The sequence below is a fragment of the Corynebacterium tuscaniense DNF00037 genome (genome assembly GCF_000759055.1).
GTDB lineage: Bacteria > Actinomycetota > Actinomycetes > Mycobacteriales > Mycobacteriaceae > Corynebacterium > Corynebacterium tuscaniense.
The window spans coordinates 1-20,104 of sequence record NZ_JRNG01000030.1; the positions used below are offsets into that span (position 1 = coordinate 1).

Genomic DNA, 20,104 nt, shown 5'->3' on the forward strand with positions numbered 1-20,104 from the left:
GCCCCTGCGGGCCCCGCCGAGGAGCTAGCTTTCCACGCGGCAGACGCAATCGAAGTGCTCTTTGCACTACAGAACAAGATCCGCCCGGAGCAGATCAATGATTCTGACACGATCGAAGAGTTGACCGGTGGCGTGTCGTCGCGCCGTAACCAGCTGCTGATGGATATGTCCGCGGAACTTGGTGTACCGGCTATTGATGGCGCGGCCGAAGCTGATGTGGCAACCCTGCACCAACGTGTTAATACCGCAGCACCGGGATATAGCCCGTTTGGCACGGTGCTGTCAGAGGCCGTGGGCACGCGCCTGCGCCAATTGCTTGGCGGAGCCGGCCTGAAACTAGCCTTTGTTGAGGATCATCTTGGCTCCGCGTGGGGGCTCCCGGCCTCGTGGACTCCACACGTGGAGGCTGAGATCTTGTTGGGCAGCCGTGCGGAGGATTCTGTCCGCGGTGGTTCCCTTGCCACCCTGCCAGCGGCAGCGACCAAGGCAGAGGTCAGCGCGATGATTGACCAAGCCGTGCAGAATGTTGCTGCGCGGCATGGTGTTGCAGTGTCCCAAGCATCGCAGGCGAATGCGTCGGGCGGTGGCGTGGTGGATTCTGCGGCACTGGATGCGTACAAGGAAGAGGTCACCGACACTCTCGTGGCCACAGCCCGCACACTGTTGAACAAGCTGGGTGTGGAAGAAGAGACGGCCGAAGTCCTCGCTCCTGACACAACCATCGTGGAGACAATCGAGGCAGAACTTGGTTCCGGCTGGGTCAAGCAGGTCACCCCGGTTTTCGACGAGCGCAAGGCGGTGTTGTTCGATGACCGTTGGGCACAAGCCCGTGAAGACCTCGCGCGCGTCGCCCTTGGTCAGTCTGACCTTGAACCGGCACGTTTTGCAGGCACCGGTGACACGATTGCGCAGCAAGCGCAGTGGTATGCGGAAAACACTGGCGCACAACGCGCGGAACTGTTGCGTGACATCGCCTCCGCTGCGCAGTCTCAGGCAGACGAACCGTATGCACGCGACATTGCGCTGGTGACAGGTGCAGCACCGGGATCTATTGCTACGGCACTCGTGGAGAAGCTGCTCGCTGGTGGTGCAACGGTGATCATGACTGCGTCCAACGTGAGCCAGTCCCGCAAGGAATTTGCTCGCACTCTTTATGCCGAGCACGCCTCCGTGAGTGCCAGCCTGTGGCTGGTGCCAGCCAATCTGTCCTCCTACCGCGATATTGATGCGTTGATCGCCTGGATTGGTTCGGAGCAAAAGGAGACGGTGGGCAAGGATGTGAAGATCATCAAACCTGCCATGACACCGACTCTGGCGTTCCCCTTCGCAGCACCGGCAGTATCCGGCTCCTTGGCCGATGTCGGCGGTAATGCGGAAACGCAAGCACGTTTGCTGCTGTGGTCGGTGGAGCGCACCATCGCTGGTCTGTCGGATTTGGCGCAGCGCGGTGACCACTACCCCGCAACGCGCACTCATGTTGTGTTGCCGGGTTCACCGAACCGCGGCACCTTCGGTGGTGATGGTGCCTACGGCGAGGTCAAGGCTGCATTCGATGCGATTGTGAACAAGTGGTCCGCTGAGGCCGGGTGGCCAGACGGCGTGACCTTAGCCCAAGCACGCATTGGCTGGGTCGCGGGCACGCACCTCATGGGAGGAAACGACGGGCTTATCCCAGCTGCGGAAGAAGCCGGTATTCACGTGTGGAGCCCGGAGGAAATCTCCTCGCAGCTCATGGGGCTGGCCACCCTCGAATCCCGTGAGCAGGCAAAGCACGCCCCGCTTGATCTTGATCTCACGGGCGGGCTCGCTGATGCTGGAATTTCCATTGCGGAGCTGGCACGGTCGGGGCGTGATGGGGCGGCACAGGGGGCGTCGATAAGCGAAGAAGGCGCTACTGTGCGCGCTTTGCCGAATGTGGCATCCCCGCAGCAACCCTCGCCGGCGCAAGTCGCGGATGTGCAGTGCTCCCTCGAAGACATGGTGGTCATTGTCGGTGTGGGCGAGGTGTCCAGCTGGGGCTCCGGCCGTACCCGCAAGGAGGCTGAATATGGCATTGAGCGCTCAGGCGATGTGGATCTGACTGCTGCTGGCGTGCTGGAACTGGCCTGGATGATGGGGTTAATCACGTGGTCTGAAGATCCGAACCCGGGCTGGTACGACGCGGACGGTACGGAGATTGCGGAGGAAGACATCTTCGACCGCTTCCGGGCTGAGGTCGTGGCACGCTGCGGTATCCGCACACTGACGGATAAATACTTCCTCACAGACCAAGGCTCCGTGGATGTGGAGCAGGTCTACCTGGACCGCGACATCACGTTCACTGTGACCTCGGAGGAAGAAGCGCGCGACCACGAAACCGCAGATCCGGACAAAACGGTGGTCCGCCAGTCCGATGGCGAGTGGACCGTGACACGTCTGGCTGGTGCACGTGCGTTTGTGCCGAAGAAGGCAACGCTCACGCGAACGGTAGCCGGCCAAATTCCGGATGACTTCGACCCCACCAAGTGGGGCATTCCGGCCCAGATGGTGGACGGCATGGACCGGATCGCCGCATGGAATCTTGTCACCGCTGTCGATGCCTTTATTACTTCGGGGTTCACACCAGGCGAGCTCATGCAGGCAGTGCACCCCTCCTTGGTGGCCACCACCCAAGGCACCGGTATCGGTGGCATGGAATCGCTGCACAAGGTCTTCGTCTCCCGCTTCATCGGGGAGGAGCGCCAAAGCGACATCCTGCAAGAAGCTCTGCCGAACGTGGTGGCGGCGCACACCATGCAGTCTTTGGTGGGTGGCTATGGTTCCATGATTCACCCGGTTGGCGCATGTGCGACGGCAGCGGTGAGTGTGGAAGAGGCCGTGGACAAGATCGCGCTGGGCAAGGCGGACTTTGTCATCGCCGGTGGTATTGATGATGTGCAGGTGGAGTCCCTCCAGGGCTTCGGTGACATGAACGCCACGGCAGAAACAGCCAAGATGACAGCCCAAGGCATTGATGATCGCTTCATCTCCCGCGCCAACGACCGGCGCCGCGGCGGATTCCTGGAGGCGGAAGGCGGCGGCACCTTGCTGCTGGCACGCGGTTCACTCGCGGCAGAGCTGGGCTTGCCGGTGCACGCCGTGGTGGCGTATGCCTCCAGCTTCGGCGATGGTGCGCACACCTCCATCCCCGCGCCAGGCATTGGTGTGCTGGCAGCGGCGTGTGGCGGTACGTCCTCGCGCTTGGCCCGCAATCTGGCGCAGCTTGGGCTTTCGCCTAATGACGTCTCGGTGCTGTCCAAGCACGACACCTCCACGAATGCGAACGACCCGAATGAGTCGGAGCTGCACTCGCTGCTGTGGCCGGCGATCGGCCGCGATGAGAACGCGCCGATGTACGTCATCTCCCAAAAGACGTTGACCGGACACGCAAAGGCAGGTGCTGCCCTGTTCCAGATTGGTGGCCTGATTGATGTGTTGGCCTCGGGCCAGCTGCCGCCCAATGCGTCGCTGGACTGTGTTGATCCGCTCATCGCACCGAAGGCGAAAAACTTGGTGTGGCTGCGTTCCCCGCTTGATCTGGGTGCGGGCAATGTGAAGGCGGTGGCCCTGACTTCCCTGGGCTTCGGCCACGTCGGCGCACTGTTGGTACTGGGCCACCCAGGAGTGTTCGAAGCTGCGCTGGTGCGCGCGGGCATGGATGCGGATGCGTGGCGCGCCCAAGCCACGGAGCGCCTTGTTGATGGTGCTGGCCGCCTCGAAGCCGGCATGATCGGGCGCGCCGAGCTGTTCGCCCCGGTGGAAAACCGGCGCTTCGCAGGTGCACACGACCATGACGATGAGATCGCCCTGCTTCTCAACCCCGAGGCTCGTCTCACCGCAGACGGCAACTACCCCACGGTTTAAGGAGAGTCACCATGACACCGTTGTTTCATACCAATGACGCTTCACTTTCCCACGATGAGCTCGCGGCACTGAGCGCCGTGATCGCTGAGGCGCAAACGTGGCATCTAAATGCAGGCGCAGGCGTGGTTGAGGATGGCTTTGTACAGCCGTTTGATTCCTCCCCCACCTTCGGCAACGTCACGTACTACTAAGCAAGGAGCACATTCATGCATGACTTTCCGTTTCACAAAGTGCTGATTGCTAACCGCGGTGAGATCGCAGTTCGTATCATTCGCGCAGCACGTGACGTTGGGCTTTCCAGCGTGGCCATTTATGCGGATTCGGATAAGGGCGAACCGTTTACCGCCATGGCAGATGAGGCCGTGGCTATCGGCGGAACCACCTCCGCGCAGAGCTACCTGGATATAGATAAGGTGATTCAAGCTTGCAAGGATTCAGGCGCGGACGCGGTCCACCCTGGCTACGGCTTCTTAAGTGAGAATGCTGAGTTTGCCCGGCGCGTGATCGAGGAGGGCCTCACTTGGATTGGGCCACCACCGGAGGCAATTGAGGCACTCGGCGATAAGGTCACGGCCCGCGCACTGGCAGAAGCCGTGAACGCGCCATTGGCTCCGGGGACAAAGGAACCGGTTGCTGGCGCCGATGATGTGGTTGCCTTCGCGGATGAGCACGGTTTACCTGTGGCCATTAAGGCCGCCTTTGGCGGTGGTGGGCGCGGCATGAAGGTAGCTCGAACTCGTGGGGAGGTCCGTGAGCTCTACGAATCTGCAACACGTGAGGCTCAGGCGGCGTTCGGCCGCGGCGAGTGTTTTGTGGAGCGCTACCTTGACCGCGCCCGCCATGTCGAAGCGCAGGTGATTGCGGATGCACACGGAAACGTGATTGTGGGCGGTACGCGCGATTGTTCTTTGCAGCGCCGGTTCCAAAAGCTCATTGAGGAAGCACCCGCACCGTTTTTGACCCAAGAGCAGCGTGACCGCATCCACGACTCTGCGAAGGCGATTGCGAAAAAGGCTGGGTATGTCGGTGTGGGCACAGTGGAATACCTGGTCGGCGCGGATGGCCTGATCTCGTTCTTGGAGGTCAATACTCGCCTCCAGGTTGAGCACCCAGTGACGGAGGAAACAACGGGCATTGATCTGGTCATTGAGCAATTCCATATCGCTGCCGGCCGCCCATTACGCTTTGAGCATGATCTGGCGCCCACCGGTCACGCGCTGGAGTTTCGCATCAACGCCGAGGACGCCGGTAGCAATTTCATGCCGGCTCCCGGCACTGTGACCCGCTACGAGGAGCCCGGCGGGCCCGGCGTGCGCGTGGATTCCGGTATCCGCGAAGGCTCGGTCTTGGGTGGTCAGTTCGATTCCATGTTGGCCAAGCTCATCGTGCGCGGTGAAACCCGCGAGCAGGCCATCGCACGCGCAAAACGCGCGTTAGCAGAATTCAAGATCGAAGGTGTGCCCACGGTCATCCCGTTTCATCAGCGCATGCTTGACGACGCCGCCTTTACCGCCCCCAACAACCACTTCACCGTGTACACCCGCTGGATTGAAGAGGAATGGGACCCGGACGTTGCACCGTATGAGGGGAACGAGGCTGATGCGGGCGATGAGGACAGCAAACGCCGTACCGTTTCTGTTGGTGTCAACGGGCGCTCCATTGAAATCACGCTTCCGGAGCCACTGCTTCTGGGGGCTGTGGCGCAGCGGCGACGCAAACGTCGTTCGCGCTCTGGCTCCAATTCCGCTAAGGGCTCAAAGGGTACTGCCAGTGCAGATACCCTCACAGCACCGATGCAAGGCACGGTGGTGAAGGTGATTGTCACCGAAGGCGCACGCGTTGAAGTAGGTGACGCACTTCTGATTCTGGAGGCCATGAAGATGGAAAACCCCGTCAAGGCTCACAAGAGCGGCACCGTGAAAAACCTAGCGGTCAAGCCCGGTGAAAACGTGGACAAGGGGGCAGCACTCCTGGATATCGTGTCCGAGGACTAGCATCTTCACCCCTACTAGGCCCATGCCTCGGCCTCTGACCTGGCGCGGCACTTATAACGGTTGACGCGCCGGGCCTTTTAGCTATATGGTTACCCACATGAGTGGTAAACCCATATACCAAGAGATCGCGGATGAACTCCGCGACATGATCTCCTCGGGCGCACTCGCCCCCGGAGACCGCGTCCCGTCAACAAACGAGCTCTCTGCCTACCACTCCGTCAACCCGACCACCTCCGCGAAAGCTCTCACAGAGATTTTCAATGAGGGTCTGGTGGAGAAACGCCGGGGGCTCGGCATGTTCGTTCTTAAATCCGCACGCCAACAGCTACTCAGCTCCCGGCGCGCAGCTTTCCAAGAGCGATTTGTCCAACCTTTCGTCCACGAGGCTGACCAGCTTGGCCTTTCCACAGCGGAACTGACCGCCATGATTGAAAAGGAGCGCACCAAATGAAGCATCCACACCCACAGCCCCCTCCGCAGTCCGGCTTTTACGCGCTCATCGGCCCGAACGCCGCGGGCAAGACCCACCTGCTTCGTTCATTGATGGGGCCGGGTGCCGCATTCGTGCCCGCCGGTGCGGACGCTAAGTTCGCTGGCGATACCGTCGCTCGGCAGCTACGCGCAGCCAACGCGGCAAAGCCACTCGCTCCCGTCGATATGCCTGATGCGCGCATCAAGGATCTTTCCGTCGGTCAGCGCCGCCTCCTCACCATCCGGATCGCGCTAGCAGCACAAGAGCCACTTTTGCTTCTCGACGAACCTTTTGACGGCATCGACGCCACCACACGCAAGCAGGTGCGCCAGCAACTCATTGATTACATTGCGGAGGACCCCGAGCGCACCATCATCATGGCTTCGCACCGCGCCGAGGACTTCGCCGGATTAGCCACGCATGTAATCCAGGTGTTTGACCGGGAGGTCCACTCCTCCGGGCTTCCACTGGAAAGTGTCCGCACGCACTTCCCCACCATCACCGGACCAACCGCCGAGATTGAGGGCCTGACAACCCAGTACCCCGTTGCCGAAACGGCGACGCTTGGCCCCACTGCCCGGGCCACATTCACCGACCCGGCCGCCGCAGCAACAACCCACTTGCCCGTGAACTACCCCACCGACGCGGAACTGTTCGACCTCCTAGCCACAACACCTATCCACGTCGAGCCCGAAGAAACAGACCAAACAACCCAGGGAGATGTGAAGCGATGAAACCTTTCTTGAGTCCAACCACACCAGCCACGTACCTCACTGCGTTCTTTGTTTTATTGATCGCAATGCCCTTCGGCCGGTACTACACCGGCGACGGCGAACTCTGGACCATCTGCGGCGGCATCGCCCTTATGGCACTCTTCGCCTACATCGCATCCAAATGGTCGGCCCTCAACCAATTGGGAATGAGTTTTAGCCGGTGGTTCACATCAGCTTTGAAAGTTGCACTCACCGCCACAGGCATTCTTGCAGCTGCCACGTCTGCTTCATCGATTGCAAACCAGTACGCCAATCCCTACTACAAGTTCTACGACGTATTCCTTGTCACCAACAGCCAACCCATGAACCGGGCTAACGATGATTATGTGACGGCTGCTGGCCAGGACACGTGGACAATCCTCGCCACATTCGGAGTGACCTTCACCTTCCTGTTCCTCGCCGCCCTCATCGGAATCGCCATCGGTGTATCCGAAGGCGCTGCTAACAGGTGGGGTCTGCTTGTCATCGGAATCGCCATCGCTGGGCTATTCCTTGGCTTTGCATACGCGCAGATGTACTGGGGCTACGCGTTTGCCGTGGGTGCCCCAATCCCACGATCGAGCATTGTGTGGATCACGGTTGGCATCGGCGCGCTTGTGGTCGCCATAACCGCCGCTGTGACAATTGCCCGCACCCCACGATTCATCAAATAGCCCACAACAAACAACCGGAACGGAAGGCGGTTAGCGCTCCAACCACTCGGAGCGCAGCACCCCGTGGCGCGAGCACGTCGCCTCCCACGCCATCGGACTGATCTTCACCACCATGCGGCGCCCACACACCGGACAGATGCGTGGAGCATCGTAGGGGCGCGCCGAATTGAGTGGCCACACGATCTCCCCAGACAAGACCGCCATGGCCAGTTCTCCCATCTCCAGGTTCTTCATGGCAGCAGCTTCACTTAGAGGGACTTCAAGGTGTCATAGAGCGGACCGTGCCCAGAGTTCTGTTTCTGCCCCACCGGAGTAATGGACAGATTCAGGTGTGAATCCATGACCCGATCCACCGCATCGCGGTCCTTCTCCATGGGGCGCCCAAGGGTAGTCAAGTAGTTACCTCCGATGATGGCGTTGGCCCCGCCGAGAAGGCCTTGTTCAGTTCCATCATCCCCCAGCGCAAGCTCGGTCCCGCCCGCGAAACGGATTTGCGTTGATGGCATGGCCAAACGGAAAGCTGCCACCGCACGCAACGCCTCGCCCTGCGGGACAAGCGGACGGTCTGCGAAAGGGGTCCCTGGCCGCGGGTCCAAGAAGTTCATCGGAACCTCATGCGGCTGAACCTCAGCCAGCTGCGCAGCGAACTCCGCACGCTGCTCCAAGGTCTCCCCCAAGCCGATGATTCCGCCGCAACATGTCTCCATCCCTTCTGCAAGCACATGTTCAAGAGTGTTCTTACGTTCCTGCCATGTGTGAGTAGTAACCACATTGGGGAAGAAGGATTTGGCAGTTTCAAAATTGTGGTTGTAGCGCATGACCCCCATCTGGGCGAGCCGGTGTGCCTGTTCACGGGTGAGAATGCCGAGGGAAGCCGAAATGGAAATATCCACTTCCTCCCTGATGGCCGTTATTGCTTCAGCCACTTGATTGAGCAACGCATCCGTCGGCCCCTTCACCGCGGCAACGATGCAGAACTCACTCGCCCCCATCTTCTCTGACTGTTTGGCAGCTTCCACCAACTCCGCAATATTCAGCGTGACGGAACGCACGGGGGATTCAAAAAGACCGGACTGTGAACAAAAGCTGCAATCCTCAGGACAACCGCCCGTCTTCAAAGAAACGATCCCTTCCAGGGAAACATCCACACCGCAATGCTTGATGCGCACCTGGTGGGCGAGATCGAGCAACTCCTGGAGGCGGTCATCCTCAATCTTCAAGATCTCTAGAATTTCTTCTTGATTCAGGCCCTCACCACACTTGAGACATTTCTCGCGCGCGATGGTGAGGATATCGCTATTCCCCGTCTGGGATGAGTTTATTTTGGCCATAGAAAGCAGTCTAGACGGCCACTTGAACAGTGTTCAAGAAGCGGCCCACTAGTGCCCGGTCCCCCCGTTCGGTCCCCATTTTCTAACCAAATAGGCGTACTGACCTGACTTAATCTATTTTCAGGTTTATCCTATATCTACTTAAGGCATTAATACCGCTCCCTCATCCTGGGGTCGGATAGATACGGAAAGGCCCACCACCTCATGCAGCTGCCCGATTTGGACCCACAAAAGTTCTTCGGATTCTTTTCCATCCTGATCAGCCTCATCCTCGCCTTGGCAGGCGGACTGACCAAAGGCGATGTAGAGCAGCCCCCCACATCATTTACAAGCACGCCAAACAACATCGAGGAGACCAAAGAGAAGCTCTTCGACCAGATCAACGATCACCGCGCGAAAAACGGGCTGGCCCCTTGGACCCGCGACGAAGCGCTGACCCAAAGTGCCCAAGAATGGAGCGAGCACCTCGCCAAGTCGGGCAAATTTGAGCATGATGACATCAAGCGTGGCATTGAAAACATTCACTACTCTTCCAGCACCCCGAATAATGCTGTGAACAACTGGAAGAAATCAGCAGGCCACAACACCAACATGTTGAGCAACACCACACGCGCAGGCCTTGGGATCGCCTACGGCAAAGACGCCAAGGGTGGCTCGGGCTACAAGGTTGTCCTGCGTGCCGAATAGCAGCGAGTAACTAGCGGTACTCAACCAGCAGCGGCGAGTGGTCGGACCAACGCTCCTCCACCGTCGCTGCTTTTTCCACCCCGCTCGCAGGTTGCTACGCTTGTAGCATGTCCGCCGCGCCAGTACCGTCCTCCCCTCACGAACCGCGCCATATTCCCCAGCGTGAGCTCCGCAATGAAAGCAGTAAGATTTTGCGCGAAGTGGAAAAAGGCGCGGAATTCATCATCACCAACCGCGGCCGCCCCGTCGCTCGGTTGACCGGCCTTAAAAATGTCCACTCTCCACGGTTGGCCTACACGCCTGCCTCACGGCCACTAAGACTCGGCGCCGAGAATCGAATCCAACTCCCCATCAGTACAAAGGAGATTCTGGATACTGTCCGCGAGGAAAGGTTGTGACAGCGTGAAGCTGTGGTACCTCGATACTTCTGCGGTGATGAAGCTTATCGCGCAGGAGAAAGAATCCGATGCCCTCGATGAAGCGATCTTGGCGGAGTCACCGGCACTTTTCTCAAGCACTCTCCTCGAAACTGAGCTGCGTCGCGCTTGTCGTTTTCTTCCAGAGGTACAGCCGCACATCATCGAGGATGTTATTGAGTCAATGTCCATCTTCGAGATCGACAGGAGCATTTTCCGAGTCGCTGGAATGCTGCCAGGCACACACCTTCGCTCCCTTGACGCTATCCACATCGCCGCTGCCCTTCTTGGTGGGTGCACAACGATGGTGACATACGACCACCGGATGGCGGATGCCGCGGAAGAAGCAGGCCTCCCGGCACTTTCACCAGGTCGCGCTAGAGAATCCTAGCGGTACTCAACCAGCAGCGGCGAGTGGTCGGACCAACGCTCCTCCACCGTCGCTGCTTTTTCCACCCAGGTGCGCTGGGCCCGCTCAAGCATGTTCGCGGTGGCCGCCTGATAGTCAATGCGCCAACCGGCGTTGTTGTTGAACGCCTGGCCACGGTAGGTCCACCAGGTGTACGGCGCGTCCTCGGGGTGGAGGCGGCGGGCAACATCGAACCACTTCGGCTCCGCACATGCCACACGGCGTAAGTCGCTTTCGTACTCGACGGCCCCGAAGAAACCAGCCTCATCCTTTGCGTCGATATCCTGGGCTTCATCATCCGGGAAAGCACCGAAGACAGCGTCCATGAAGGCGCGCTCTCCAGGTAAGAAACCGGAGGACTTCGTATTCGTCTTCCAATTCTTCAAGTCCTCGCGGCGGTGGCAAATATTCCAGTCACCGCCAATCACCATGTCCTTGTGCGTTTCCGCCCACCGCGCCAGCAGCGGCTCAAACACGTCAAGGAAACGCCACTTCTCATCCTGCTTCTCAGTGCCAGTGCTTCCCGACGGCAAGTACAGCGACGCCACCGTCGTCCCGCACTCCAGACGCCCAGAAATGAAGCGACCGGAATCTTCGAAGTGGGGGATGCCCACGGCGACGTCGATAAGCGGTGTGCGCGAAAGGATACCCACCCCGGCGCGACCTTTTGCGGCAGCTGGTGCGACATAGAGGTGCCACCCGGCTTCGAGCGCCGGTGCGAGCGCGGCCTGAGTCTGCTCCTCCGTGGCGCGAACTTCCTGCATAAGCACAACATCCGCTGGAGTGTTCTTCAGCCACTCCAACATGCCCAAGTTGTTCTCATTGCGCACCTTCGTGGCCGCGCGGATCCCGTTAACGTTGACTGATGCGATGGTGAGGCTCATGCCCGATCACCCTACCTGTCCCGCGTCAACGCGGACGATTGCCCAACCTCGAGGGCGCGATGGGCACGCTCACCGGCAAAGAGGTACGCTTGTCGGTCGAAAACAAAAAAGAAGATAACCAAAATTTTGTAGAGGTGACCCATGGCCAAAATCATTTGGACGAAGACGGACGAGGCACCACTGCTGGCAACGTACTCACTGAAGCCCATCGTGGAGGCTTTCGCGTCGAACGCAGGCGTAGACGTAGACACGTACGACATTTCCCTAGCCGGCCGCATCCTCGCGCAATTCCCGGACTACCTGGAGGAAGACCAGCAAGTTCCGGACTATTTGGCATTGTTGGGTGAGCTGTCCAAAACGCCTGAAGCCAACATCGTCAAGCTGCCGAACATCTCCGCTTCCCTTGTGCAGCTGAAGAACGCCATCAAGGAGCTGCAGGACGCTGGTTTTGCCATTCCGGACTACCCGGTGAACCCGCAGACGGATGAGGAGCGTGACATCCTCAACCGCTACGACGCGGTGAAGGGCTCCGCCGTCAACCCGGTCCTGCGCCAGGGCAACTCTGACCGTCGCGCACCTCGCTCCGTGAAGAACTTCGCCCGCAAGAACCCGCACTCCATGGGCGCATGGTCCAAGGATTCCAAAACGAACGTGGCCACGATGGATGCCAATGACTTCCGCCACAACGAGAAGTCCGTCATCCTCGACCACGATGACACGTTGACCCTGAAGCTCACCGGCACTGATGGCCAGGAGAAGGTCTTCCGCGATGACATGAAGGTGGATAAGGGCGACGTCGTGGACGCGACCTTCATGTCTGCCCGTGCGCTCGATGCCTTCCTGCTGGGTACCGTCCAGCGCGCCAAGGACGAGGGCATCCTCTACTCCATTCACCTCAAGGCCACCATGATGAAGGTCTCTGACCCGATCATGTTCGGCCACGTTGTCCGCGCCTTCTTCAAGGACGTGTACGACCAGTACGGTGAGCAACTCATGGCTGCTGGCCTCGACGGCGAATCCGGCCTGGGTGCCATCTACTCCGGCCTGTCCGAGCTGGACAACGGTGAAGAGATCCGCGCCGCCTTTGATAAGGCAATGGCGCAAGGTCCGGACCTGGCGCAGGTGAATTCCCACAAGGGCATCACCAACCTGCACGTGCCGTCTGATGTCATCGTGGACGCTTCCATGCCGGCCATGATCCGCAACTCCGGCCAGATGTGGAACGCGGACGACAAGCCACAGGACACCCTGGCCGTCATCCCGGACTCCTCCTACGCCGGCGTGTACCAGGTGGTCATCGACGACTGCCGCGAGAACGGCGCCTACGACCCCGCCACCATGGGCACCTCCCCCAACGTTGGCCTCATGGCCCGCAAGGCTGAAGAGTACGGCTCCCACAACAAGACCTTCAAGATGCCTTTCGCAGGCACCATGCAAGTCATCTCCTCCACCGGCGACGTCCTACTGTCCCACGAGGTTGAAGCTGGTGACATCTGGCGTTCCTGCCTCACCCGCGGTGACGCTATCGAGGACTGGGTCAAGCTCGCTGTTGACCGTGCGCACAAGTCCGGCATGAAGGCTGTGTTCTGGCTCGACCCAGCACGTGGGCACGATGCCAACATTCAGAAGCTAGCCGAAGCACAGCTAGCCAACCTGGATACCACTGGCACCGACATCTCCTTCGCGTCGCCGGAGGAGGCCACCAAGATCACCGTTGACCGCATCCGCCGTGGCGAGGACACCATCTCCGTCACTGGTAACGTGCTGCGTGACTACAACACTGACCTGTTCCCCATCCTTGAGCTGGGCACCTCCGCCAAGATGTTGTCCGTCGTCCCGCTCATGGCCGGTGGTGGCCTGTTTGAGACGGGTGCTGGTGGTTCCGCACCGAAGCACGTCCAGCAGGTACAGGAAGAAAACCACCTGCGCTGGGACTCCTTGGGTGAGTACCTCGCGCTGACTGAATCCTTCTTCCACGAGGAAGACAAGCACGGCAATGCCCGCGCTGGCATCCTCGGCCGCACCCTGGATCGCGCCATCGAACGCTACCTGGATGAGGGTCGCTCCCCATCCCGTAAGGCCGGCGAGATCGATGACCGTGGCTCCCACTACTACATCGCCGCCTACTGGGCCGACGAACTGGCCAAGCAGGACGAGGATGCAGAGCTCGCCGCAGGCTTCACCGCGATTGCCAAGGACCTCGCCGACAACGAAGCCCAGATCAACGAGGAACTCCTCGCCGTTCAGGGGTCCCCTGCCGATCTCGGTGGCTACTACTGGCCGGACGATGAGAAGACCACCAAGGTCATGCGTCCGTCGGAGACCTTCAACCGGATCATCGACCGGACTGAGGACAACTAGCTCCGTTTACGTGAGTTAAGCGATTAGGGTGTGCCCGCTCGGCAGTTTGGCCGGGCGGGCTCACCCTTTGCTACTTAGCCCCGCTACTTACCGCCGGACTACTTGAAATAACCTTTCATGTACTCCTGCGATCCGATACCCACCGAATCAAAGAACTCAGCCATGTCGACCTCTTCCTTGAGGTACTCAAGCTCGTCCTCATCCCCAGTCGCCTCCGCTGCCCTCATGTCGCGCATTGCATCCTGAAAGGCATACGGTTGCCACACGGTGAGACCTAACTTCTCAAAGACATAGCTCGACGGAGCCTCCTCTTCATTGATCCTGGCACCATCGTTGGATGCCATGAGCACCTCCGCGCATTCGATAGCGTTCATACGCGACAGGGTATGCCCTTCCCACTCAACGTCAACGCCGTCCTTCTTCGGGTTGGTGGCAAATTCCATGAACTCCACCCCGCCCCGGCCAAGGTGCACCTGAATGCACGCGGCGTTGAAGTAAAGCGTGGTGTCAGTCGAACCGCCCTCAGGCTGCCCGAGTACCGCACGCACCTGCTCGACAGTATCGCCAAAACGCACAGTGCCATCGCCGAAAGGTGCTTGGAAGTGGGTCCCTTCGTGTGAGATCAAACGAATCGGGGTGGACATCGGTTCTCCTTCGTGGTGGACGCGTTTTCTCTCCGAAAGTACCACCCACCATGAGTGCCCTTCTTGGGCACTGGGAACGCTTCCACTTATCTATACTCCCTATCTGAGAATCAGGTAAGTTGACACGCATGACCGCATCAGCAGATTCAACATGGATTGAAGCACCCAACGGATACGCCCTGACCATTACAGACAATAAAATCCAAGCCAGAAACGCCAAAGGAAAGATTTTGAAGTCTGTACCGGCAGCAGTGAAGAAAACTGATACCTTTCTTAATCTTGACAATCTGCTGACCTGGCTGCAGGCCCACGATGCGGAGTGCGGTGCAACAGTGGAAAAGTGGCTGCTGCGCTCGCTGCCCGTTCCCGCTACTGTCATTGCGGCAGTGTGGCCAGATGAAACTTGGCAATCCTGGCTGCGGGATCTGATCATCCAGCCCGTTGATAAAAGCGGAACCAGTGATGCGGGGGCAGCGGGCTTCTTGCGTGACGTGAACACCACTGATGGCCAGATCAGCTTCGGTGTCGTCGACCTAGACGGGGAAACGCAAACGATCGTGTCCGATGAGATCCTCATCCCTCACCCCGCGTTGATTGAGGATCTGGAGGATCTTCGGGAGTTCGCCGCGGATTTGGGTATCCAACAGCGTTTTGATCAGCTACAGCGCGCCGTGTATGGACTGCCCGTTCCGCTTCCGGATGAGTCTGTAACTGTATTGGACACATGGGCAGGTGCACGGTTCGAGCAGGGTCGCTTTGCCGTCGGTAGGGCCCAATCAGCTGGCTACAACATTCAAGGTGGCTACGCGGTGACCTACATCTATGAGGACGGGCATCTGGTGGAGGCCCAGTATTGGATTGGGGCCGGAGACAACCCCGAAATCGACATCTGGACGGGTGGACTGTCATGGCGCGTTGACGGTGAGACCGCTCCGGTGCGGGAAGTTGGGCCCGTGGCATATAGCGAAGGAGTGCGCATGGCCACTCACATTCATGCTGGTAGAACGGTGGAAGAAAATGAGTAATAACCGCATTCGTACTGAACATGGTGGCATCACGCTGGAAGCAAATGATGCGACGTTCCCGCTCTCTGCGGCAACGTTCACGCATGCTGCGTTGCCTGGTCGCACCATTGTCAGACTGATTCCAGAACAGCTCCTTGAGGCAGAGCGCCTTGCTCTTGCAGTATCCGAAATTGAATTCGAGGGCAGCACTCCCGTCGGCCACGTTCAGCGCCGTGGAACCGGGTTCCCAGCATGGCCGATCCTCACTGACCCGAAGAATGCCCAGCATGCGCTGAACCTTGTTGCGGATCTGGAGCGCGCAACCCGCCGCGCCAAGTCAAAACCAGGGGCGGCCAAAACAGAAATTCTCGCGCTCGCAGACAAGCTGGAAGACAGCGCTCCACACTTTTTACCTACTTTCCTGGAAGAGGCCGCACGCGCCTACATTAAAGGAGGCAATGACGCCTACGCCGCGCAAATGTTCACACGTGCGCGCGAGATTGAGCGCCGTTACACAGTGCCTATCGACGAAACACGGCACCGCGACGTCTTCTTAGAATTTGCCTACGCTGGGGCAATCAGCGGTAAGGAGCTCGCCGCTGAGGCGAACAGTTTGTCCGAACGGCTTGAACCACCCGAAGCCTTTGAGACATTCCGCAACCTGTGCATCGAATGCGTCCGTGGCGGATTGCCTCCCTATTCCGGCATGAAGAAAGACCTGGCAAAGCTGGCAAAGGCTGCCGGGCTGAAGCCTGCGGAGGAAGAAGCCCGCTTCATCCCCGAGCTGTTGCGTATCAGTTCGATCGAGGGCGCAGGCGCCCGTTTTTGGAAGAACTACTACCCCGCTATCCGTAAGGCCGCAACAGAGTCTGCGGACGTGCGTGATCTTCTGTTGACACTGACACCGAGCAACGCGGATCCTGATGAGTGGATTGATCTGCTTCAGAAAACTGGTGCCCTCGAATCAGTCAAGCAGGGCGCCTGCCCCGAGTTTGTTCCCCACATCTTGAACCTCGCTGTACAGTGCGATTCGGGCACCTCGAAGCCGAGCACGAAACTGGCACCATTGTTCGCGGAGATTCTTCCGCATGCGGGCTGCACATCGATGGAATTGCCATGGAAACCGCTCACGGACATGCCACCTGAAGCATTTGAACAGCTTGCGGCCCACGGTGTGAGGGTGGACCCGGACAGAGGGAATTACAAACCATCTATCAATGTGCTGTATTGGGCAAGAAGTGAAAACCGAGCTCCGCTGCCACACCTCGTGGCTGATGAACAGTACCGGCAGTATCTCATCAACGGCATTGAGAAGGAACTGGAAATCCCGGAAGTTCTGTCGGCTGTGGCGACGGACCCGTATCTTCAGCCTTTGGTGATTGAGCTTCTCACTGAAAAGGTCGAGCTCCTTGAATCCGCCGCACCAACGGTGGACCGGTTGATTGCTGTGACCAACTATGTCCGCGGGTTCGAAGAAGCCGACGATGAAGAAGTTCAAGCCTTATTGGACCGTGTGCGGGCCTATCACAAGAATCCCGCTGAAGTTCTGGCGGAAACTCTGCGCCGGGGCTTACTCGAAGAGTTGTGGTGGCCTGAATTTGAGGAGGCTCACGCAAGCAAGGAACAACCCGGTTCATACGAGCGTGTCTACTCTCAAGACTGCTGGCCAGGAGTGGTGGTCTACAACAAGCAAGAAGCGACATACCTGTATGGCCACACCAATCAGGACATTTCTAACTGGACTGGTAACCCCATCAACGGAATCACCGAGGTTGACGGCCAGTTTGCAATCCTGAACTGGGATCCCTACGCCGGCGAGGAGTGGATTAACTGGTCTGCTTCGGGCACGCGGATCCTGACTAAAATAGCTGCCCTGTCGGGAGGTCTCCCAGGTGGCTCTGTTCCTGTCCCAGGTGGTCGTCTTGTTGGCGTGAACACGGTTCTTCGTCCTGACCAACCCACCTGGACCCGCTGGAACAACCAGTTCTTCGTGGAAGAAGACCGCATCTGGATGGTGCAGAGCGACAAGACAACCGTTGAAATCGATCCGGAAACCGGTGCCAGAGGCCGTCAATCCATGCCGGATTGGTTTGACGAGCAGTCCCGCCGCCACCCCGATCTCGTCTTTGAACCAACTCGTTCACAGCTACGCCCTGTCACCGATGTGACCGCTGATTCGCCTTTCTCCACGGCGGACGGATACCACAGACATGCAGTGTTCTCCCGTCCCGATGACCCCGATTTTGTGCTCATCGTTGATGCAGATGGCACTGAATTTTCCATCACAAGCGAATACGCGTGGTTAGCATCCGGTGTCATCCGTTTACCTGATGGACAGCCACGAATTCTCCTTCGCACGCATTGGGGTAACGCCATCCTCCACCCGGAGGACGGGGTGGCAACGGATTTTCATGGAACGTTTTTCGACACGGACCTGTGGTGGCACCATACGCATCCCCGCGACCCTGAGCTCAGCGCGCGGATGCGCACGATCACAGCGGATGACGTGCGCCCAACACTTGAGTACGTCGCCGATAACGCGGATGTGGCTGGGGACGACAAGCGGCGAGGTGAACTATATGAAAAGATCTCCAAACAGCTTGGCTTCAATGCCCTAGCGTTGTGCTCAGCCGTTGTACGACATGCTCACAACCTGCTGGAATCATGGCCGCAACCCGATGCTGGGGGTTCGTCTGGCACCTTGCTAGACGCTCCAACGTTTGAGCGGCACCACCAACCCCTTTCCTCGCTCCTGCGCAGTTTTTGGTATCAGGTCGAGGTTGAGGCAATTTGGTGCGATGCAGCGAAACTGGGCCTCCACGAACACTCTCTGCCTAAGGCGGGTTCTAGTTCGAGCCGCAGGCACACCTGGTCTGAACTGCTCGGCGCTACAGACGGGCTCCTTGCTCTCGCAGCTATTCCAGGCCGCACGGCCGAGGAAATCCAAGGATTGAAAGAGCTGTGGCTCGTCCTGCGTGAAGCTGGTGTAGTGAGTGCTGCTGATCTTGTTGTGGATACGATTCAACCGCCTGAAGGTTTCATGGTGGACTACCAATTCAGCTACCCTTCATCCCTGCTCATCAGCGACTATTACAGTAAGCCCTTGTCGCTTCTGCGCAGAGCCACCGACGAGCCTGTTGTCCTGGATGGGAAGAAATGCACTCTGCTGAACCGGCATGAGTTTTCCCCTGGTCGCACGGATCTGGAACCGTTTTTTGATGCTTTGCTCGAGCGTGTGAAAGACAACGGGCCGGCACCATGGTCGCCTGAGCCGGGAGTCGCGTTCGCCGAAGCTGCTGGAATGCCCGTGACGGATGCGCACCTGGTCATGGCCGGATTCCCCAATTTCAACGCGGACATTGTCAACTTCATGCCCAAGGAGCTGCGTACAACGATGGGCCTCAAGGTGAAGGAGGCTGCGGAAGCTCGGGAGAGGCTCAACACATTCCAGGAGGACTTCCTGGGTGTGCTTGCCGCCGGTGTCCCCGAGGACCCCGCGGCGCTGGTGGAACATGGTCTTGATATTCACGCCATGGCTGCTCGTTGGCCAGGTAAGAAATCTGCTCTGGGTGCGGACCGCCCAGAGTGCTTTGATCGTTTGCCGAAGCATCTCTCGAGCGCGACAGTGGAGTCTGTTCTGGCGGGCACACGCGATGAGGAAGACGTGGTAGACGTAGTCACAGCAATCCTCTGGCTAGCCCACGAGCTGGACTTGTCCGACGAGTTACGTACCGGCCTAGCGGATTATGCCGATGAATTGGTCCGATCCCCTGGCGGCCTGGATGATGTTTATCTTGGCACTATCCCGGACATCACCGTATTGCGGCACAGCCTGGGCTTCCCCAGCGATAAAGATCTCCGGCATGGGCGGTTCCGTATCAAGGAGAGCACTTGGATCTTCCCCAATTCTTTATACGTGGATCTGACGGGCATCACTGATCCGGAAGATCCAGACCGTCAGTTTGCACACCGTTGGAGTGATGAACACGGTGGCGATGAAGCGACGCTGACAGCTGAAGACGTGGTGCTATCCGGGAAGCTTTCTTCGTATGCGCAGTGGCTGCGTGAAAAATACGATGGAGGCGATCCGCATGATCCGCTCGCTGTGGTGCCACAGCTCGTGGCTAAGGTCAGCTCGACGCTGGGTGTGAGCGAGAATGCGGCACGGTACTACCTGCAATTGTTGGCGTGGCCCGATCCCACCGATGCGCATGTGCGCCGGTGGAATAGCTGGCAGAAGGCAGATATTGTCGCGGCTGCCCAGGAACTCGTTGCACTGAACTTCGTTGTTGAAGCGAAACGACCACGCTCCAGGCGCAGTTTCTTCCTCCAGGGTGGTTGGGCTGAAGCCGTTCCACCACATCTGCCGTTGGAGAGCTGGAAGGTGGAATCTTTGGCCTTCCATCCGAATGCTAGTGGCAGCAAGTACGAACCAGCGCTGAGAGTTGCCGTGGCACCGCTGCCAGCACCGGAGTGGTTCGCTGAGTGTTGGGAACGCTCACAAGGGGAGGATGCTCCGCAGTTTTCGGAACTGGAAACCACACGGAGGAAACGCCGATGACCATAGCGAATGCAACCAGACTCGAACACGGCG

General features: G+C 58.9%; 16 protein-coding genes. 12 read left to right on the forward strand and 4 right to left on the reverse strand.

What is annotated here, in order from left to right:
- The 6 genes from HMPREF2129_RS07410 to HMPREF2129_RS07435 form a co-directional block, all read left to right on the forward strand.
- Positions 1-3,882: beta-ketoacyl synthase N-terminal-like domain-containing protein (locus HMPREF2129_RS07410; protein WP_034664936.1), on the forward strand; the 3,882-nt coding region annotated here is incomplete at its 5' end.
- An 11-nt stretch (positions 3,883-3,893) separates the two neighbouring features.
- Entirely contained in the window at positions 3,894-4,073 is a 180-nt protein-coding gene (locus HMPREF2129_RS07415) for a hypothetical protein (RefSeq protein ID WP_034664938.1), read from the forward strand.
- 15 nt (positions 4,074-4,088) lie between these two features.
- Positions 4,089-5,876: an acetyl/propionyl/methylcrotonyl-CoA carboxylase subunit alpha gene (locus tag HMPREF2129_RS07420; protein ID WP_034664939.1), complete on the forward strand. Its 1,788-nt coding sequence runs from the start codon at positions 4,089-4,091 to the stop codon at positions 5,874-5,876.
- Positions 5,877-5,973: 97 nt separating this feature from the next.
- Positions 5,974-6,327: a GntR family transcriptional regulator gene (locus HMPREF2129_RS07425; RefSeq protein WP_052092979.1), complete on the forward strand. Its 354-nt coding sequence runs from the start codon at positions 5,974-5,976 to the stop codon at positions 6,325-6,327.
- The gene (locus HMPREF2129_RS10660) at positions 6,324-7,082 is read left to right on the forward strand and encodes an ATP-binding cassette domain-containing protein (RefSeq protein ID WP_052092981.1); all 759 of its coding nucleotides are present in this window, start codon (positions 6,324-6,326) and stop codon (positions 7,080-7,082) included. Before HMPREF2129_RS07425 ends, HMPREF2129_RS10660 begins: the two co-directional genes overlap by 4 nt.
- Complete coding sequence (locus HMPREF2129_RS07435; RefSeq protein ID WP_034664942.1) at positions 7,079-7,774, forward strand: hypothetical protein; 696 nt, start codon at positions 7,079-7,081, stop codon at positions 7,772-7,774. Before HMPREF2129_RS10660 ends, HMPREF2129_RS07435 begins: the two co-directional genes overlap by 4 nt.
- Before the next feature lie 30 nt (positions 7,775-7,804).
- Here the strand turns inward: HMPREF2129_RS07435 and bsaP are convergent, their stop codons facing one another.
- On the reverse strand, positions 7,805-8,008 hold the full coding sequence (gene bsaP, locus HMPREF2129_RS07440; protein ID WP_034664944.1) for a biotin synthase auxiliary protein BsaP: 204 nt from the start codon (positions 8,006-8,008) through the stop codon (positions 7,805-7,807).
- 14 nt (positions 8,009-8,022) lie between these two features.
- Positions 8,023-9,105 carry a biotin synthase BioB gene (bioB, locus tag HMPREF2129_RS07445; RefSeq protein ID WP_052092983.1) on the reverse strand — a complete coding sequence of 361 codons (1,083 nt, stop codon included), beginning with the start codon at positions 9,103-9,105 and terminating at the stop codon, positions 8,023-8,025.
- Positions 9,106-9,309: 204 nt separating this feature from the next.
- On the opposite strand from bioB, the gene HMPREF2129_RS07450 reads away from it, so the two are divergent.
- The 3 genes from HMPREF2129_RS07450 (at position 9,310) to HMPREF2129_RS07455 (ending at position 10,599) form a co-directional block, all read left to right on the forward strand.
- On the forward strand, positions 9,310-9,792 hold the full coding sequence (locus HMPREF2129_RS07450) for a CAP domain-containing protein (protein WP_034664945.1): 483 nt from the start codon (positions 9,310-9,312) through the stop codon (positions 9,790-9,792).
- 107 nt (positions 9,793-9,899) lie between these two features.
- Positions 9,900-10,190 (forward strand): type II toxin-antitoxin system Phd/YefM family antitoxin, encoded by a 291-nt coding sequence (locus HMPREF2129_RS11350; RefSeq protein ID WP_084576667.1) that lies wholly within the window; start codon positions 9,900-9,902, stop codon positions 10,188-10,190.
- A gap of 4 nt (positions 10,191-10,194) precedes the next feature.
- The gene (locus HMPREF2129_RS07455) at positions 10,195-10,599 is read left to right on the forward strand and encodes a type II toxin-antitoxin system VapC family toxin (RefSeq protein ID WP_052092985.1); all 405 of its coding nucleotides are present in this window, start codon (positions 10,195-10,197) and stop codon (positions 10,597-10,599) included.
- Here HMPREF2129_RS07455 and HMPREF2129_RS07460 read toward each other — a convergent pair.
- Positions 10,596-11,501 (reverse strand): exodeoxyribonuclease III, encoded by a 906-nt coding sequence (locus HMPREF2129_RS07460; RefSeq protein WP_034664947.1) that lies wholly within the window; start codon positions 11,499-11,501, stop codon positions 10,596-10,598. The two genes, HMPREF2129_RS07455 and HMPREF2129_RS07460, sit on opposite strands and share 4 nt — an antisense overlap.
- Before the next feature lie 141 nt (positions 11,502-11,642).
- On the opposite strand from HMPREF2129_RS07460, the gene HMPREF2129_RS07465 reads away from it, so the two are divergent.
- A complete protein-coding gene (locus HMPREF2129_RS07465; protein ID WP_034664948.1) occupies positions 11,643-13,862 on the forward strand; it encodes an NADP-dependent isocitrate dehydrogenase in 2,220 nt (739 codons plus the stop codon).
- A 98-nt stretch (positions 13,863-13,960) separates the two neighbouring features.
- Here the strand turns inward: HMPREF2129_RS07465 and HMPREF2129_RS07470 are convergent, their stop codons facing one another.
- On the reverse strand, positions 13,961-14,506 hold the full coding sequence (locus HMPREF2129_RS07470; RefSeq protein ID WP_034664950.1) for a hypothetical protein: 546 nt from the start codon (positions 14,504-14,506) through the stop codon (positions 13,961-13,963).
- 128 nt (positions 14,507-14,634) lie between these two features.
- Between HMPREF2129_RS07470 and HMPREF2129_RS07475 the strand changes: the two genes are divergently transcribed.
- Positions 14,635-15,531, forward strand: coding sequence for a DUF4132 domain-containing protein (locus HMPREF2129_RS07475; RefSeq protein WP_034664952.1), 897 nt, complete (start codon positions 14,635-14,637; stop codon positions 15,529-15,531).
- Complete coding sequence (locus tag HMPREF2129_RS07480; RefSeq protein ID WP_034664954.1) at positions 15,524-20,071, forward strand: hypothetical protein; 4,548 nt, start codon at positions 15,524-15,526, stop codon at positions 20,069-20,071. Before HMPREF2129_RS07475 ends, HMPREF2129_RS07480 begins: the two co-directional genes overlap by 8 nt.
- Positions 20,072-20,104 lie beyond the last annotated feature (33 nt).

What these genes read in the sequence shown, in the direction of transcription:
- HMPREF2129_RS07415 (WP_034664938.1), top strand. Translation starts at nt 3,894, where the DNA reads ATGACACCGTTGTTTCATACCAATGACGCTTCACTTTCCCACGATGAG.
- HMPREF2129_RS07420 (WP_034664939.1), top strand. Translation starts at nt 4,089, where the DNA reads ATGCATGACTTTCCGTTTCACAAAGTGCTGATTGCTAACCGCGGTGAG.
- HMPREF2129_RS07425 (WP_052092979.1), top strand. Translation starts at nt 5,974, where the DNA reads ATGAGTGGTAAACCCATATACCAAGAGATCGCGGATGAACTCCGCGAC.
- HMPREF2129_RS10660 (WP_052092981.1), top strand. Translation starts at nt 6,324, where the DNA reads ATGAAGCATCCACACCCACAGCCCCCTCCGCAGTCCGGCTTTTACGCG.
- HMPREF2129_RS07435 (WP_034664942.1), top strand. Translation starts at nt 7,079, where the DNA reads ATGAAACCTTTCTTGAGTCCAACCACACCAGCCACGTACCTCACTGCG.
- bsaP (WP_034664944.1), bottom strand. Translation starts at nt 8,008, where the DNA reads ATGAAGAACCTGGAGATGGGAGAACTGGCCATGGCGGTCTTGTCTGGG.
- bioB (WP_052092983.1), bottom strand. Translation starts at nt 9,105, where the DNA reads ATGGCCAAAATAAACTCATCCCAGACGGGGAATAGCGATATCCTCACC.
- HMPREF2129_RS07450 (WP_034664945.1), top strand. Translation starts at nt 9,310, where the DNA reads ATGCAGCTGCCCGATTTGGACCCACAAAAGTTCTTCGGATTCTTTTCC.
- HMPREF2129_RS11350 (WP_084576667.1), top strand. Translation starts at nt 9,900, where the DNA reads ATGTCCGCCGCGCCAGTACCGTCCTCCCCTCACGAACCGCGCCATATT.
- HMPREF2129_RS07460 (WP_034664947.1), bottom strand. Translation starts at nt 11,501, where the DNA reads ATGAGCCTCACCATCGCATCAGTCAACGTTAACGGGATCCGCGCGGCC.
- HMPREF2129_RS07465 (WP_034664948.1), top strand. Translation starts at nt 11,643, where the DNA reads ATGGCCAAAATCATTTGGACGAAGACGGACGAGGCACCACTGCTGGCA.
- HMPREF2129_RS07470 (WP_034664950.1), bottom strand. Translation starts at nt 14,506, where the DNA reads ATGTCCACCCCGATTCGTTTGATCTCACACGAAGGGACCCACTTCCAA.
- HMPREF2129_RS07475 (WP_034664952.1), top strand. Translation starts at nt 14,635, where the DNA reads ATGACCGCATCAGCAGATTCAACATGGATTGAAGCACCCAACGGATAC.
- HMPREF2129_RS07480 (WP_034664954.1), top strand. Translation starts at nt 15,524, where the DNA reads ATGAGTAATAACCGCATTCGTACTGAACATGGTGGCATCACGCTGGAA.